16 protein-coding genes are annotated in these 14,674 nt (G+C 37.4%); 1 reads left to right on the plus strand and 15 read right to left on the minus strand.

Features of this window, described 5'->3' with window-relative positions; all coding sequences use genetic code 11:
- Positions 1–9: 9 nt before the first annotated feature.
- From QFZ31_RS16440 to QFZ31_RS16510, 15 genes are all read right to left on the minus strand, one after another.
- The gene (locus QFZ31_RS16440; protein ID WP_307304527.1) at positions 10–663 is read right to left on the minus strand and encodes a response regulator transcription factor; all 654 of its coding nucleotides are present in this window, start codon (positions 661–663) and stop codon (positions 10–12) included.
- 21 nt (positions 664–684) lie between these two features.
- A complete protein-coding gene (locus QFZ31_RS16445) occupies positions 685–1,338 on the minus strand; it encodes a sensor histidine kinase (RefSeq protein WP_307304530.1) in 654 nt (217 codons plus the stop codon).
- A 39-nt stretch (positions 1,339–1,377) separates the two neighbouring features.
- Positions 1,378–1,650 (minus strand): hypothetical protein, encoded by a 273-nt coding sequence (locus QFZ31_RS16450; protein WP_307304533.1) that lies wholly within the window; start codon positions 1,648–1,650, stop codon positions 1,378–1,380.
- Positions 1,637–1,948: a hypothetical protein gene (locus QFZ31_RS16455; protein ID WP_307304536.1), complete on the minus strand. Its 312-nt coding sequence runs from the start codon at positions 1,946–1,948 to the stop codon at positions 1,637–1,639. Before QFZ31_RS16455 ends, QFZ31_RS16450 begins: the two co-directional genes overlap by 14 nt.
- Positions 1,941–2,132 (minus strand): hypothetical protein, encoded by a 192-nt coding sequence (locus QFZ31_RS16460; RefSeq protein ID WP_179602490.1) that lies wholly within the window; start codon positions 2,130–2,132, stop codon positions 1,941–1,943. Before QFZ31_RS16460 ends, QFZ31_RS16455 begins: the two co-directional genes overlap by 8 nt.
- Positions 2,122–2,646, minus strand: coding sequence for a ubiquinol-cytochrome c reductase iron-sulfur subunit (locus QFZ31_RS16465; RefSeq protein ID WP_307304540.1), 525 nt, complete (start codon positions 2,644–2,646; stop codon positions 2,122–2,124). The genes QFZ31_RS16460 and QFZ31_RS16465 overlap by 11 nt, the downstream gene beginning before the upstream one ends.
- A gap of 13 nt (positions 2,647–2,659) precedes the next feature.
- On the minus strand, positions 2,660–3,220 hold the full coding sequence (locus QFZ31_RS16470) for a 4Fe-4S dicluster domain-containing protein (protein ID WP_307304542.1): 561 nt from the start codon (positions 3,218–3,220) through the stop codon (positions 2,660–2,662).
- Positions 3,221–5,389 carry a molybdopterin oxidoreductase family protein gene (locus QFZ31_RS16475; protein ID WP_307304545.1) on the minus strand — a complete coding sequence of 723 codons (2,169 nt, stop codon included), beginning with the start codon at positions 5,387–5,389 and terminating at the stop codon, positions 3,221–3,223.
- Positions 5,376–6,458: a hypothetical protein gene (locus QFZ31_RS16480; RefSeq protein ID WP_307304548.1), complete on the minus strand. Its 1,083-nt coding sequence runs from the start codon at positions 6,456–6,458 to the stop codon at positions 5,376–5,378. The genes QFZ31_RS16475 and QFZ31_RS16480 overlap by 14 nt, the downstream gene beginning before the upstream one ends.
- A gap of 139 nt (positions 6,459–6,597) precedes the next feature.
- Positions 6,598–7,785 (minus strand): hypothetical protein, encoded by a 1,188-nt coding sequence (locus tag QFZ31_RS16485; RefSeq protein ID WP_307304549.1) that lies wholly within the window; start codon positions 7,783–7,785, stop codon positions 6,598–6,600.
- Positions 7,786–7,920: 135 nt separating this feature from the next.
- On the minus strand, positions 7,921–9,090 hold the full coding sequence (locus tag QFZ31_RS16490) for an HD-GYP domain-containing protein (protein ID WP_307304552.1): 1,170 nt from the start codon (positions 9,088–9,090) through the stop codon (positions 7,921–7,923).
- A 194-nt stretch (positions 9,091–9,284) separates the two neighbouring features.
- Entirely contained in the window at positions 9,285–10,535 is a 1,251-nt protein-coding gene (locus tag QFZ31_RS16495) for an ATP-binding protein (RefSeq protein WP_307304554.1), read from the minus strand.
- Positions 10,536–10,718: 183 nt separating this feature from the next.
- Positions 10,719–12,134, minus strand: a complete 1,416-nt coding sequence (locus tag QFZ31_RS16500) for an amino acid permease (protein ID WP_307304557.1) — start codon at positions 12,132–12,134, stop codon at positions 10,719–10,721.
- A gap of 263 nt (positions 12,135–12,397) precedes the next feature.
- A complete protein-coding gene (locus QFZ31_RS16505; RefSeq protein WP_307304560.1) occupies positions 12,398–13,666 on the minus strand; it encodes an ATP-binding protein in 1,269 nt (422 codons plus the stop codon).
- 90 nt (positions 13,667–13,756) lie between these two features.
- On the minus strand, positions 13,757–14,206 hold the full coding sequence (locus tag QFZ31_RS16510; RefSeq protein WP_307304562.1) for a hypothetical protein: 450 nt from the start codon (positions 14,204–14,206) through the stop codon (positions 13,757–13,759).
- Positions 14,207–14,350: 144 nt separating this feature from the next.
- Here QFZ31_RS16510 and QFZ31_RS16515 point away from each other — a divergent pair, with 144 nt between their 5' ends.
- Positions 14,351–14,671, plus strand: coding sequence for a hypothetical protein (locus QFZ31_RS16515; protein WP_307304565.1), 321 nt, complete (start codon positions 14,351–14,353; stop codon positions 14,669–14,671).
- Positions 14,672–14,674: the final 3 nt, after the last annotated feature.

Genomic DNA, 14,674 nt, shown 5'->3' on the forward strand with positions numbered 1-14,674 from the left:
AAAAACCCCTTAAATTCCATAACCTAATAACCCCTTTTTAACAGCGAATTCTACTAATTCTGGTCTGGTTTTCATCTGAAGTTTCTCCATTAGATTCCCTTTATGAGTTTCTACCGTTTTTACACTAATCACTAACTGTTCAGCAATTTCCTTATTGGAATACCCTTTTGCAATAAGTGTAAGGACCTCTTTTTCTCGATCTGATAATAGATTATAGGTATCATTAGTGCCAGTTTTGAGGCTGCCCAGGTATTCTTCCATTAATCGCTTCGTTGCAGCAGGATGGAGATAGGCATTTCCATTTGCAACGGATTCAATTGCGGACATTAACTCATCATGTGGAGCACTCTTTAAAATACAGCCAGACGCTCCAGCCTGAACCGCCCGGAATAAGTATTCCTCATCATCATGCATAGTTAAAATAAGGATATTAACTTCAGGCATTTGCTTTTTTAGTTCTCCGGTAGCTGATAATCCATCTTTTCCATGAGGCATACTTAAATCCATTATAACAACATTTGGTTTAAGCTTTAACGCTTTTTTGATGCCTTCATTTCCTTCAGAAGCTTCTCCGATTACTTCCATCTCAGGATTTGTATTCAATAGCATCTTTAAGCCGCTTCTTACCACAGCATGGTCATCAACTAATAAGATTTTGATCAAATGGTAACTCCCCTTTTCTCCCTAGATAGGAAGAGATATTTCAATAGACGTACCTTCTCCTATTTTAGAGGAAATTTCACATTGTCCGCCAGTTAGAAGCATTCTCTCCTTCATTGTAGCAATTCCAAGTGCATAAGGGTTCTTTTCAAGATCTTCTTTTTGAAAGCCTTTGCCGAAGTCAAAAATAGTAATTTTCAATTCACTGTTACTCCAAGATAGATCCATCTTTACATTTGATGTATCAGCATATTTGGCAATGTTAGCCAGCGCCTCCTGACAAACTCGAAAAACTGCAATACTATATTGTTCTGGTATATGCTTTTCTTCTCCAGTGGAGGAAAGCCCAACTAAAATTCCAAAAGTAGAAGTGTAAACCTTAATATAACTCTTAATAGCGGGAAGTAATCCCAGAGTTATTAGGGCAGGGGGGTACAGTTCAACAGAAAGCAGTCGAATTTCCTGCATGGTTTTCTCGATCAGCTGAGTCATTTCATGTAAATAATTTTTATATTGTTCCTCATGTATGCCGGATTCAACTAATTTTAAACCCGTTAGTATGCTAAATAAGTTTTGTCCTACACCTTCATGAAGCTCCAAGGAAATTCTCTTAATTTCCTCCTCCTGAGCTTGAATGATATAGGAACCAATTTGGTTTCTAGATGCAGAGTAATCCACTGCTTTCCCTCCCTTACCCTTATCTATTACATTGATAAATTAAATGAGTCTAAATGTGTAGGTTAAACCACTTTCAGTGTCGGACGCTGAAAATAAAGTTTCGGAATGAGCCATATCGCTGGCAAGGGGAACAGCTATAAAATTGAAACGATCAAAATAGAAGCGGATATGCGTATGGTCTGGACAGTACTCTATTTTTTCTAGCTTCTTATTTATAGCTGGTGCTTGATCTCCACCCTGTTGGTCGTGAACACTTACTTCAACACGAGCCCCAACAAATTCCCGCAGTTCCTCTAGATTAATGGGTTCCACAGCTGTAACACCCTCTCTTTACGGGGTAGATAAACATTTTATAGCCTTGAAGATACTCCCAAAACTTATCGCCCGCATTTTCTTCAAGGAAAAGGATCGTTTCTTCCTCTGAATTCCAATCACTCATCCCTTTTACCTCGGCAATTACTAATTCTGCACCATCAATGGTCTTTTCCTCCAGGTACCAATTCAAACGTTTCTTCCCAAATGTCTCTTTTAATATTTGTTCAATTTCATGGGAAAATCCACCCGATTGTCCTCTCATAAAACAAAAATCAAGATACGTTTCACTAGTCATTAACATTCACACCTTTTTTATAGATGAGAAACGCAAGTGGAAATAATATGAGATTCATAATTCCAGCCACAATGGTGCTTACATAGTTCTGATAAAAATATTGATGAACCATATATTGTGTAACAATTATATTCAGCATTAACACAGCAAGAAGGAGGGCCACAGGAAGGTAACTACGCTTCATATCGTTTCACCCCCACTGCATAAACAGTGTCGTTTTCAACTTTTACATAGATTTCTGGCAGTGGACGTCTTGGCGGTCCTGCAGTCGGTGCTCCTGTTTCAACATCAAATTTTCCGTGATGACAAGTGCAAAGCAAATCGCCTTCTTCCTTTTGCCAAAATACTGGACAGCGAAGATGTGTACAGGCATTTTGATAAGCCACATATTTATTTTCAGATAGCCTGATTAAAATCGCACTATCATGCTCACCAGGAAAATGAAAATCAACTGCATCACCGACCGAAATTGCTTTTACGTCGACTATTTTCTGCTTCGGATACTTTTTAACTCCTAAACCAACAAGTTCTTTCGCAGCCACTGCTCCCCATGGTAGTGAGGAAACAGCGAACACCCCAGCAGCACCGACTAATGTTTTCATAAAACCACGGCGGTCCAGTTTTCTTTCATTATTTCGATTTATATTATGAGTATAGTTATCTTCATCAAACGGGATTTTATTATTTTTATCTGTCATGAGTTAATCCCTCCTAAAACAATTTGGTGACGCCCTGCAGGATACCAGGGAGATTCACTCTAACATTTGTTTCGCCTTCTAAGTAAGGCATACTTGTAACCCACTTACCATTATCTAAATTAAATTGTTTTTGCTTTGCTTCAATTTCTTCATCTGTTAACCACTGTAGTGTATTTGATGGACATACACTCGCACACATTGGAGGACTTCCGTCCTTTGTGCGGTCAATACAAAGGTCGCACTTGTACATCAGATTTTGTTCTGTATCAAACTTAGGAATTCCGTATGGGCAGGCAATTGTACAGTTTTGACAGCCAATGCACTTCTCCACTAGAGCAGAAAGGACGGCTCCTGTTTCATGGATTTGAATGGCTTGCGCCGGACAGCTTCTTGCACATGCAGGATTCACGCAGTGAAGGCACATAAGAGGCATTGTCTGACGGTTAACAAGCGGGTTAACATCGTAGACATAGTTACGGTTACGCTCCTCGTGACCGCCGCACTGGGTACATGCTGCCAAACAAGAGCGGCACCCTATACAATTTTCAAGTTCTAAATAAAGCCTCTTTTTCATTTACTGCACCTTCTTTAGTTCTAGTTTTTCAATCTGTGCTGCACATGCTTTGAATTCCGGCATCCGAGACATTGGATCAAGGGCCCCAATTGTTAAGAGATTAATAGATTTATCATCACCGAAATGGTACGGGACAAATACTGTATCTTTACGGATCGCCTCCGTAATTTTCACTTTATATTCCGCTTCTCCTCTGCGAGTATAAAGGCGGACAAATTCTTCATGTTTAATGTTATATTTTTCAGCTGTCTCTGGGTGTACTTCTACGTACGGCTCAGGACACATGTCGCGTAAGAAATTGATTCTTCTTGTTTGGTTACCAGATAAATAGTGATAAACTACACGTCCTGTTGTTAAGCGTAAAGGATATTTTTCATCTGGCTCTTCAGCAGGCGGACGGTATGGAAGTGCACATATTTTCGCCTTTCCATCTGGATGATAGAATTTTTTATCAAGGAACATATGTGGTGTTCCAGGGTCATTTTCATCTTTACATGGCCAGAATACACCGTCTTGTTTTTCAATTTTATCCCAAGTAATTCCGTAGTAATCTGCATAGCCGCCTTTGGAAGCTAAGCGGAATTCATCGCTAACATCTTTAGCTGTTTTTAAATGGGAGAAGTATTTTCCTCTGCCAAGACGTTCACATAATTCAACATGAATTTGCCAATCTGGTTTCGATTCACCAAGCGGCTCTTGTGCCTTGTTAATTTTTATACAACGTCCTTCAAGATTTGTAACCGTTCCTTCATCTTCAGACCATGTAGTGGTTGGAAGAATTACATCTGCAAATTCAGCTGATTCAGACAAGTAAAAATCTGCACAAACCATGAAATCAAGATTTTTTAACTGTTCACGTACGTAATTTAAGTTTGGAGCAGAAACAGCTGGATTCGAGCACAATAAGTACAATCCACGGATGACTTTTTGCTCCATTAATCCAAACATTTCATAAGCTGAAACGCCCTCTTTTGGCATTTCCTCTGGTTCAATCCCCCATACCTTCGCAACTGCCTTCACGTGTTCAGGATTAGCAATTTTACGGTATCCTGGAAGTGCATCTGCCTTTTGACCATGTTCACGTCCGCCTTGGCCATTACCCTGACCAGTAAACGTTGCAACACCTGCTTTAGGACGGCCAATTTTGCCAGTGACTAACGCCATATTTGTATACCCAGAAACATTGTCTACACCTTTAACCTGCTGCTCAACTCCACGAGCAAACATAACGATGGCATTGGGTGCTTTACCGTAAATTTCAGCTGCACGAATAATCTTTTCTGGAGCAACCCCAGTAAGTTCACTTGTATATTCTGGTGTGAATTCTTTCACTAATTCCTTTGTTTCTTCAAAACCGTTTGTATGGTTGTTAACGAAATCCTCATCTACATGACCATTTTTAATCAAAAGATTTAAAATTCCGTTTGCAAGCGCAAGGTCTGTTCCTGGTCTTAAATCTAAGTGTACATCGGCTCTTCTCGCAATTGGGGTTTCACGAGGATCTGCTACAATCAAATATCCTCCGCGTTCTTGAACAGCCCATACACGGAACATGGATGTAGGGTGACACTCTGCAGTATTGCTTCCCGCAATGAACAAGCAATCTGTTTCATGAAGATCTGTCCAAGGGAGGGTTGACCCCCTGTCAACTCCAAATGATCTCATAAAGCCACCGGCAGCACTTGCCATACAAAAACGGCCATTGTAGTCAATGTAACGTGTTTGCAAGCCAACACGTGCAAACTTTCCAGTTAAATAACATTTTTCATTCGTCATTGATACTCCACTGTAAACACTCAGCGAATCTTTACCATAATCATGTTGAAGCTGCTGGAAATTTTTCACGATTAAATCATACGCTTCATCCCATGTTGCTTCACGGAAGCCTTCCTTTGCTCCTTTAAGGGAAGCATCATCCCTGATTAATGGTTTTAATATACGATCATCATGGTTGGGCTGCTGGTAAGCTGTAACCCCTTTGGGACACATCTTTCCGACAGTTACCGGCCAATCATAACGAGGTTCAACCCCGATGATTTTATTTGTTTTTGTATTTACACGTAAATTCATGCCACATTGCATTCCACAGTAGCTGCAGTGTGTTTTTACAAGCGTTTCATTTGGATGTCTTACATTTTCAATTTCTTTAAAAAACTTATCCCTTTGCATTCTGATTTGCCTCCTTGACCTTTACCTGGTGCGTTGCGAATCCTGAGAATCTAGATATTCTGTATTTTCTTCGGCATGGAAGGCATAATTCAGCAAGATTAAAGCCATCTTCCATGTTAAATTCAATCGCGTTTACTCCCAATACTTGAATAACATCATTTGACTGTTCAACAGATACGAAATAATCTCCGCATACCTTACACTTTTTCTCTTCCTGTTCTGCGTAGTGCTCACGGTAGTTCCTTGCAAAAACACTTACCGGACGGAAAGGAATATGTGCGAGTTTTCCAAATGGTAAATATATTAACGTTACAATAACTGAAAACTGGTGAATCAACGACATTTGCGGCTGCATCCAGCCGTGTAAAAATACATTTTGAACCGTTAATAAAAGACCTGTGATCGAAATAAATAACAGTAAATATAGCGGCAGGAAATCGTAGATAAACTTTTGTTCAGCTCTTGCCTGCATGTTTTTTAAACGGCGGTGTAAAGCCATACATACTCCTGCGGTAACCATTATAGCTGCAATATTTAAAGCATTATAGGACAACCAGGCGATGATTCCATCTGCTTTTACAGTCATTAAATTTAGACCCATTAAAATGATGGTATAATGGCCGTTGTTATCCATTGTGAAGTACATCCAGCCAAACACGAGCGGGAAGGTAACCAAACATGCAAGAACACAGCCCCAGCCGATTAAAATGTGCTGCCCCCAGCGGTACAAGCCGCGGTTTTTGATAAAGTCATAGATGGCGAGATGATTAACAGCTGTTTTAGGGGTGCTTTTTCGTTTTAATAGCTTTAAACCTTTTTTAATAAAGATTTTAGTTGGCGGTCTTTCGCCCCACGCGATAAAGCGGTATAAAAATCCTCCGATAAACACAATGGTTCCAACCATATATCCGTACAAATTTAAATCAACATGGGTAAACATTCGCGTTGCAATAAAAGATAGAATAACGATAGCGGATACCGATAAAAACATTGATTTGGCAAATTTGGACGCAAACGCATTGTCGATCGAGCGTCCTGTTTTTTTATTCATTGACGTATTAGTCTGCATTTGAACTCCTCCTAAAAAAAAAACACTAACGAATTTCTTACTCTTATTGTAAGAAATTCGTTAGTGTTATCTATATAGGGGAACTCCCCCATCTGTCGGGAAAAAAACCCTTAGAAATTTAAATTTAGACAAAGTTTTGTCACACTTTATTGAGAAGGTATTTTTTTCGCCAAGAATATAGAAGTAAGAAAATAAAAATGCTGACCTGTAATGAAAAGACTACAGCATCCCAAAACAGTAAGCTTGTTGGCGGCTGTACAAATCCAGGGAGAATCTGTTCGCCCACATGAATTATTTCTGGAATATAATAATTAAAATATAGGAAAATGGTAATGACAAACCCAAGAAAATAAAGGAGCGTGTAAAAGGAAACGGTTCTTTTCTCACCCGAAAAAATTACCTCATCCATTTGTTGAAATTTTAAAAATGAAAATCGCTTTCTAATTGTTTGCTTGGCATTTTCCATCAGGTTGTAACAGCCTGAGACGTTCTCAAAGACGTAATACAAGTCTGTTTTCATATAAATACAACACTGAAAGATCATTCTCAAGACAATATCAAATGTCGCAAGGTGCATTAGCCCGATGATAAATTCGGAACTATTTGGAAACAATAATTGGCCAATTAACGCTATAAAAAGCAAAATGGAATCAAAATAGAGACCTGCTAAGAAAAGAATATTTCGGTCCTTAGGCGGTAATCTCCAGATAGAAGACATATCTGTTAACAACACAACAAAAAACATCCGGTGGCCAATTTCCATTTTTGTTGGGAGATTGTGTGCCCTAATTGCCAGAACATGACCAAATTCATGAATTAACACAAATAGAAAACTAAACGCCATCCAAAAGATTACATTCACGACCATAATATCAAATACAAAAATATCATCTCGGTGGGGAAATAATGAAGGATTAACAATGAATATTACTATATTTAATACGAGTATTACACTATACAAGAAGACGGTAAACTTATTAAAGAAGAATCTGCCTAATTTAGGAGAAACCAATGACTTCCCCGATGGTTCTTTTGAAATGTGTTCTTTTTCAATCTTTTCACCATCAATCTGGTGAATCAATTCCAGTTCAAAAAGCTGATTGGCAAAATCAACTAAATCGACTTCATCTTTTGGGAATTTACCCAAAAGTGATGTTTCAATTTCACCTAGCAGCAGCCCTTGATTCATCATATTAATTGCTTCAATACATATTTCCGGCATTTCAAAAAACTCACCAGTAAGCTTGTCCTCGACTATATAATTCTTCTTATCTTTGTGGATTTCAATAGGAACAATAGAAATCCGCGAATGGAGTGTGATGTTCATCTAAAAAGCCGCTCCTCCACTAAATTTTTACAAATAAAGGATGCATAGCTTTCGCTTGCATCCCCTTTTTTTATTTTCCGTAATAAATACACCACCAGCAAGTTGTTTTTACCTTTTTAAGCTTACGGATTTTCATTATTCCACCTCCCTAAGTAATTCCCATTTTTCTGTCCAAGGATAATTTTGATGAAATTTAATCCATTCTGGATAAATCTTCTTAAACTTTTCAACCAGCATTGGATCAAATTGTGAACCCTGCCCTTTAATAATTCGGTTATACGCTTCTTCAAATGGCATTGCATCTCGATATGATCTAGATGAAGTCATCGCATCAAAAGCATCGGCAATTGCAGAAACTCTTGCAAGTAAAGGTATTTCTTCTCCCTTTAATTGGTCCGGATAACCTTTACCATCCCAGCGCTCATGATGAGAACGGATGACATAAATACTGTTTTTTATTCCTTCTACATTCTTAACAGCTTCTGCACCTACAACGGGATGAGTTTTAATGATTTCAAATTCCTCATTCGTAAGTTTTCCTGGTTTCATTAATATTTGGTCAGGTATATTCACTTTACCAATATCATGAAGCAAACAAGCATAATAAAAGGATTTTTGTTCTTCTTTTGAATACTTGCCAATTTCATTCGCAAACATTAATGCATACTTTGCCACACGTTCACTATGTCCCCTAGTATATGGATCTTTTAATTCAAGCGTGGCAATAACTCCCTTAACAATTCCCTCTAATTGGTTATCATAGGAGGTGCTGAGTGCACGGACATACCCTTGAAAGCGGACTAATAAAAAGAATGACAATCCAGATAAAATTACAAGTAATACAATTGGCATGACAACTAAGGACGTTTTTAATAATACTCCCGTGGCAATGTATTTTAGTGTAAATCCAAGTGTAACTGACCAAAAGTATTTGGTATTTAAGAAAATAGGCAATGATAGAATTAGAAATATCTCTACCACATTTCCACTCTTATATCCGTCATTATTGCCGAGGAATGAGATAATATCAACAAGAAAGGATACACTTAAATAACTGATTATAAATACATATTTAATCCAATATTGTTTATTTACCTTACTTAAATAATACCCAATGGGCAGTATTACCAATAACACGATATAGTTGAGATACCATATTTTATTATCATTAGGAAGCCCAATGACTCCATTCGTTTCGATATACTTAGGACTAATGTAATAGTAGAATAAATCCCAGCCAATTATTAAAATATATGATATTAATAAATACCATTTAACAGTTTGTTTTTCTTCATGTGGTATCATATTGATCCTCCGTATTTCTCACACATGTTTATTATATAATTCGTTATGCTTAGAAAATATATAAGTACTTTGATACCTATATTTACTTCCAATCTTTAACAAAAAACTATATAATTCTGTATACCTCTACATTATATCTTATTGGCAATACCGTTGTAATATACTATATTGATAGTTTTTGTATAATTATAGAATTATTTTATTCTATAATTATGTGAAATCGGTACTGTTACATTAACCAGTGTTCCTTTTCCAACACTGCTTTTTATTGAAATTTCCCCTTGATGGTCTTGAACAATCTGGTTTGAAACCATTAACCCAAGGCCTGTTCCGTCCAATTTAGTAGAAAAGAATGGTTCACCCAGGTTGGGAATCTTGTCCTCAGCTATTCCGCATCCCTCATCTTGGATTGAAATATTCATCATTTTACCGTCTATAACCATCACATTTATCGTTATTCTACCACCATTCAGCATTGATTCAATCGCATTTTTTATCAAGTTAATAAATACTTGTTTCAACTGAAGAGAATCACAATCTAATGGAGGCAATGGTCCTGCGATTTTTGTTTCTATCGTTACGCCACTCCTATCAGCTTGTTGTTGAGTAATCGATAACGTATAAGCAATGATTTCTTCGATATTTGCTTTATCGAACTTAATTTCTTTTGGCTTCCCAAGATACATCAAATCGTTGACAATAGAATTGATTCGATCGATTTCTTGAATCATTATTGGATAAAAATCATTTGAAGTTGGGCTTCTTTCCTGCTGCAATTGCGTAAACCCTTTTAATGCTGAAAGGGGATTGCGTATTTCATGGCCAATACCTGCTGCCATCTGTCCAATTACTGCTAGTTTCTCTTTTTGTCGAAGCTCTAAATGAACAGATGTTAGAGATTGAATATAGGAGGTAAACCGTGTTAAAAGAAAATAAGCAATGACAGACAGAATAAAGAAAGTAATAATTGGAAGTACAACATTAGATTGCTGCAAGATTCCACCAATGATAACGTATTTTCCTACCATACAGATTGAAGCAGTCCAAAAGTATTTTTTATTCACAAAGATAGGTGAGAAGAATACAAATAACAATTCAACAATATTTCCTGACCCATAGGGTTTATCCGTACCAATATATATAACCAAACTATTGGTCGTTTCAATAGCAGCATAGCTAAAAAGATATATATACTTTACAATATAGGGATTTCCCTTTTTGATAAAATATATTGCTATAGGAAGAAGCGCTAGAACAGCTATATGGAACATAGTTCCCAAACCTTCACTGGATAAACCAATCTTGCCTTCTTTCGTATAGAAAGGCACTAGATAGTATAAATAAATATCATATGCATAGAAAAAAATATAAAAAAGTGCTAGAAAAAATTTTATTGTTTTTGTCTCTTCTGAAATTAATCTAGGGCTCGTGGAGCTTGTTTTCATTTCTGTAACTCCCTTAGGTACAACTTTTTAAGATGATTCAAATTATCTCCTACCATTTTACCACCTTTCTACGAAAAATCCTTTTGTTTTTTTTGGAAATTCGATGAAATTCGACAAAATACCTCCAACATAAAAAGGACTAGGAATAATCCAAGTCCTTTTTAAAAATTTAGTAATAATGAATTAGCTTGCTTTTTTGATTTTTTCTTCATTTTCATTTAACTTAGAATGTCTACGTCCATAGCTAAAATATACCACCAACCCGATTACTAGCCAAACTCCAAAGCCTTTCCATGTAGCCGCTGGAAGCTGAAGCGCTAAATATCCACAGAATAAGAAAGCTAATATTGGAATCCACGGTACAAAAGGTACACGGAAGCCTGTAGTAGGTGCTTGCTTATTTTTACGAAGATATAAAATCCCAATGGAAACAGTCATAAAAGCAAATAGCGTTCCAATGTTCACTAGTTCTGCAAGTTTATTTAACGGTAATACACCTGCAAAAAATGCAACTAACACGCAGGTAATCCACGAATTCACAATCGGTGTTTGTCTTTTTTTATCTACCTTTGAAAATACCTTAGGCAGCAAACCATCGCGAGAAATTGCATAAAATAACCTTGATTGTCCATAGACCATAACAAGTAACACGGTTGTAATTCCTGTGATTGCTCCTAAAGAAATAAATCCTGCCACCCAATCCTGGTTAATGTAATTAAGTGCAAATGCAACCGGATTTTTCACGCCAAGTTCTGTATAAGGAACAATTCCTGTTAAGATAGCTGAGACAACAATATACAATATAGTACAAACCATTAATGAAGCAATAATTCCAATTGGCATGTTCTTTTGGGGATTTTTCACTTCTTCTGCAGCAGTTGCAACAGCATCAAAGCCAATATAAGCAAAAAATACAGTTGCTGCTCCGTTTACAACACCCGAGAAACCAAACGGCATAAACGGAGTCCAATTTGCAGGTTCAACATACCAAACACCCACAGCAATAAATAGTAGCACGACAGCAATTTTAATGGTAACCATTATGGTGTTAAGCCTTGCGGACTTTTTAACTCCTTGTGACAAAAGCAGCGTGATTATAAAAATTATCGCAATTGCTGGTATGTCCACATAAGTTCCATTTGCTGGATCATACGCACTTGATAGAGCCTTCGGAAGTTGGATTCCAAACCCCGAGAGAAGACCCTGAAAATAACCGGACCAACCGCTGGCAACTGCAGAAGAAGCAAGCCCATATTCAAGGATTAAGACCCAGCCTAACATCCAAGCGATTATTTCTCCGAAGATTGCATAACTATAGGTATAGGCACTGCCTGATACCGGTACGGTTGAAGCAAATTCCGCATAGCAAAGGGCTGCAAATACACATGCCAGACCTGACAAAATGAATGAAATGATTAGTGCTGGACCTGCATGTTCTGCCGCTGCAACTCCTGTTAGAACAAATATTCCTGTCCCAATAATCGCACCTATTCCAAGCATCGTTAGATCAAATGCACCTAATTCTTTCTTCAAGGTTATATCTTTTTGCCCAACTTCCTTAATCAAAGCTGTAATTGATTTTTTCCTAAATAAATTCATGTCTATTACCTCCACGACGTAAAGTCGAAATGTTCAGAAAATATAGTCCTTAAAATGTATATTGGTATAATATAATTAATTTATTAATAAAGCAATATATTTTGAAAAATTAATTATTTTCCTAATAATGCCATCGCGTAATAACTCTATAGTTATTTTTAACTATCCGGATAACTATATTAACAAAATATTTAGGTATACTGAGGTAAATCTCTTCCAACACAAAAAAGCTAACCCGCTAATTAGCAGGCTAGCTTTTTATATCAAAAATTGACAATTTCCTTTTTACCTTCCGGAAGAATCATGGTAACTTCTGTCCCAATACCTAGTTTGCTTTCGTAAGATACTTTTCCCTTCATTGTTTCAATAATTCTTAAGGATACAGATGTACCTAAACCGGTTCCCTTATCCTTTGTCGTATAAAACAATGTTCCTATGCGTGCGAGCTGTTCATGATCCATCCCTTTACCAGTATCAGTTATGTAGATATATGCATGATGGTCTTTAAGCTTGTAGGTTATGGTTACTTTTCCACCTTCAGTGGTTGCTTCTATCGCATTTTTTATTAAATTCACGAGTGCTTGTTTCAACTGATTCCGGTCAGTCAAAAGATGAAAATTACTTGTATCCAGACTACTTTCTAATTGTACCCCTTGCTTTAAGGCAAGAGGTCCAAGAAGCATTTTCACCTCTGATAGCACATCAACCAAGGGGAATTCCTCTAACTTTTCAAATTGAGGTTTCGCAAAGTTCAAGTAATCGTTTATGATAGCCTCTGCACGACCCAATTCACTTAATACAAGAGATAAATAATCGTAATTCTTCCCTTTCTCATCCTGCTGCATAAGCTGTAAAAATCCTTTAACAACCGTTAGCGGATTTCGCACCTCATGGGCAATCGACGCTGCAAGTTCTCCTAATGTATTCAGTTTTTCTGTTCGTTGTATTTCTACCTTCATTCTTGAACTTTCCACTAGCCCCTCATTCAGCTTAGCGGCAATGGCAATCGCAATTGTATCAATTAGTCCAACGATTAATAGATCTGGAATTTTCGTATTGATGGTTAATGACTGCCCTTCGACGCTGTGGAAGGCAGTTAAGGATAAAAAGCAAACAAGCAAGGACCATGCACCGATTACTGCAGTGAGAAGTACTCTTTTATTTGGGGTGAATTTCCAAAATCTATTCATGATGAGGAAGGGAACAATTGCAATTAAAACGGTATTCACGAGACCAAAAAGAACGGTTTCTCCACCCATGATGAATCGTGCTGTAAAAACTGTCGTGAAAACCATTCCTCCCGCAACAGGACCAGCATACAGAAAGGCTAAGATTAACGGAACATAACGCAAATCCCAACTAAAACCATAATTAGCATATGAAAAAATCATGCAGGTTAGTGCTGCTATACTTTGCAATAAGCCGCAAACAACAGGAGAATCGAGTTTTCTTTTATTATCGGTGAGAACACTATAAAGCAGAACGGGTGAAAGTGTAATAAGCAAATTCAAAAGAAGTTTTTCTGCCAACATGTAATTGCCTCCAAGAAACATCTATATGATAAAACAATACGACATAAATCTTCAGTATCCTTCCATCATATTTATATTTCTTGTAATATTTTATCGATTTTTACCAGAAAATGTCCCATAAAAAACGTAACATCTTCTATCTTCATCTATCTCCCTTGAGTCAAGTTCAAACTCCATAAATTTACCGTCCTTTTGAAGGTAGATAATGTCGGAATGTAACGTTGTCAGTATCTCTTCATGGCTCCAAACATCTTTTCTTTCCACTAATGTAGATGTTGTATCCTTCAGTTCCCTTACTTCAAAACCAATGTGAGAATAGATTGTATCGGCGGAATCATTGGTGTAGCTTTCCTTTGATAGATATAAAACTGCCGTTCCATCCGGGTCCATAGCAGTGGCATTTACCACATATGTCTCTCCTTCTTTTACGAAGAATTCGCAAGTCATTCTTGCGACTGCTTCGACATGAGTAATATTCTGGTAATTCCACAAGGCAGGATATTGTTTTATCTTGTCATCAAGTCGATATTCCAACCTCATTTGCATCCCTCTTTTCTTTTTCTTTTTATCTTACACCATTGTTTTCCTAAAATTTACTTTTATAATGTAATTATAACAAAGAAAAACACACGCGCATTGCCAAGGGCTGCTTGCGCTAGACATTCAAAAAGGAGCGTGAGAAAGGTGAAGAAAACCCATTGGTTAATCACTGGCGTTCTTACTTCTCTTGTGGCTGGAACGACCGTAACCGGTTGTTCCCAGGCACAGGACTTACCCCCAGTACCAGAAGACACGGACTGTTCAGACTGGGAATGGGATGATGATGAAGGAGTTTGGCAATGTGACGATACACGTTCGACCCACTATGGCCATTTCTTTTACGGGGGATTGTTTTTCCATAGCAGATCAGCTTTATTAAATTCGTCTGCTTACAAGTCTTATAAGTCTTCCTCTAGCTTTAAAGGCGGATTTGGGAGCGGATCTAAAGGTGGATTTGGAGGTTAATAA

The organism is Neobacillus niacini, assembly GCF_030817595.1.
In the GTDB taxonomy this organism is placed as follows: Bacteria; Bacillota; Bacilli; order Bacillales; family Cytobacillaceae; genus Neobacillus; species Neobacillus niacini_G.

Bases quoted from the DNA above. Each gene is read 5' to 3' on its own strand.
- QFZ31_RS16455 (WP_307304536.1), bottom strand. From the start codon at position 1,948: ATGACTAGTGAAACGTATCTTGATTTTTGTTTTATGAGAGGACAATCG.
- QFZ31_RS16460 (WP_179602490.1), bottom strand. From the start codon at position 2,132: ATGAAGCGTAGTTACCTTCCTGTGGCCCTCCTTCTTGCTGTGTTAATG.
- QFZ31_RS16465 (WP_307304540.1), bottom strand. From the start codon at position 2,646: ATGACAGATAAAAATAATAAAATCCCGTTTGATGAAGATAACTATACT.
- QFZ31_RS16470 (WP_307304542.1), bottom strand. From the start codon at position 3,220: ATGAAAAAGAGGCTTTATTTAGAACTTGAAAATTGTATAGGGTGCCGC.
- QFZ31_RS16475 (WP_307304545.1), bottom strand. From the start codon at position 5,389: ATGCAAAGGGATAAGTTTTTTAAAGAAATTGAAAATGTAAGACATCCA.
- QFZ31_RS16480 (WP_307304548.1), bottom strand. From the start codon at position 6,458: ATGCAGACTAATACGTCAATGAATAAAAAAACAGGACGCTCGATCGAC.
- QFZ31_RS16485 (WP_307304549.1), bottom strand. From the start codon at position 7,785: ATGAACATCACACTCCATTCGCGGATTTCTATTGTTCCTATTGAAATC.
- QFZ31_RS16490 (WP_307304552.1), bottom strand. From the start codon at position 9,090: ATGATACCACATGAAGAAAAACAAACTGTTAAATGGTATTTATTAATA.
- QFZ31_RS16495 (WP_307304554.1), bottom strand. From the start codon at position 10,535: ATGAAAACAAGCTCCACGAGCCCTAGATTAATTTCAGAAGAGACAAAA.
- QFZ31_RS16500 (WP_307304557.1), bottom strand. From the start codon at position 12,134: ATGAATTTATTTAGGAAAAAATCAATTACAGCTTTGATTAAGGAAGTT.
- QFZ31_RS16505 (WP_307304560.1), bottom strand. From the start codon at position 13,666: ATGTTGGCAGAAAAACTTCTTTTGAATTTGCTTATTACACTTTCACCC.
- QFZ31_RS16510 (WP_307304562.1), bottom strand. From the start codon at position 14,206: ATGAGGTTGGAATATCGACTTGATGACAAGATAAAACAATATCCTGCC.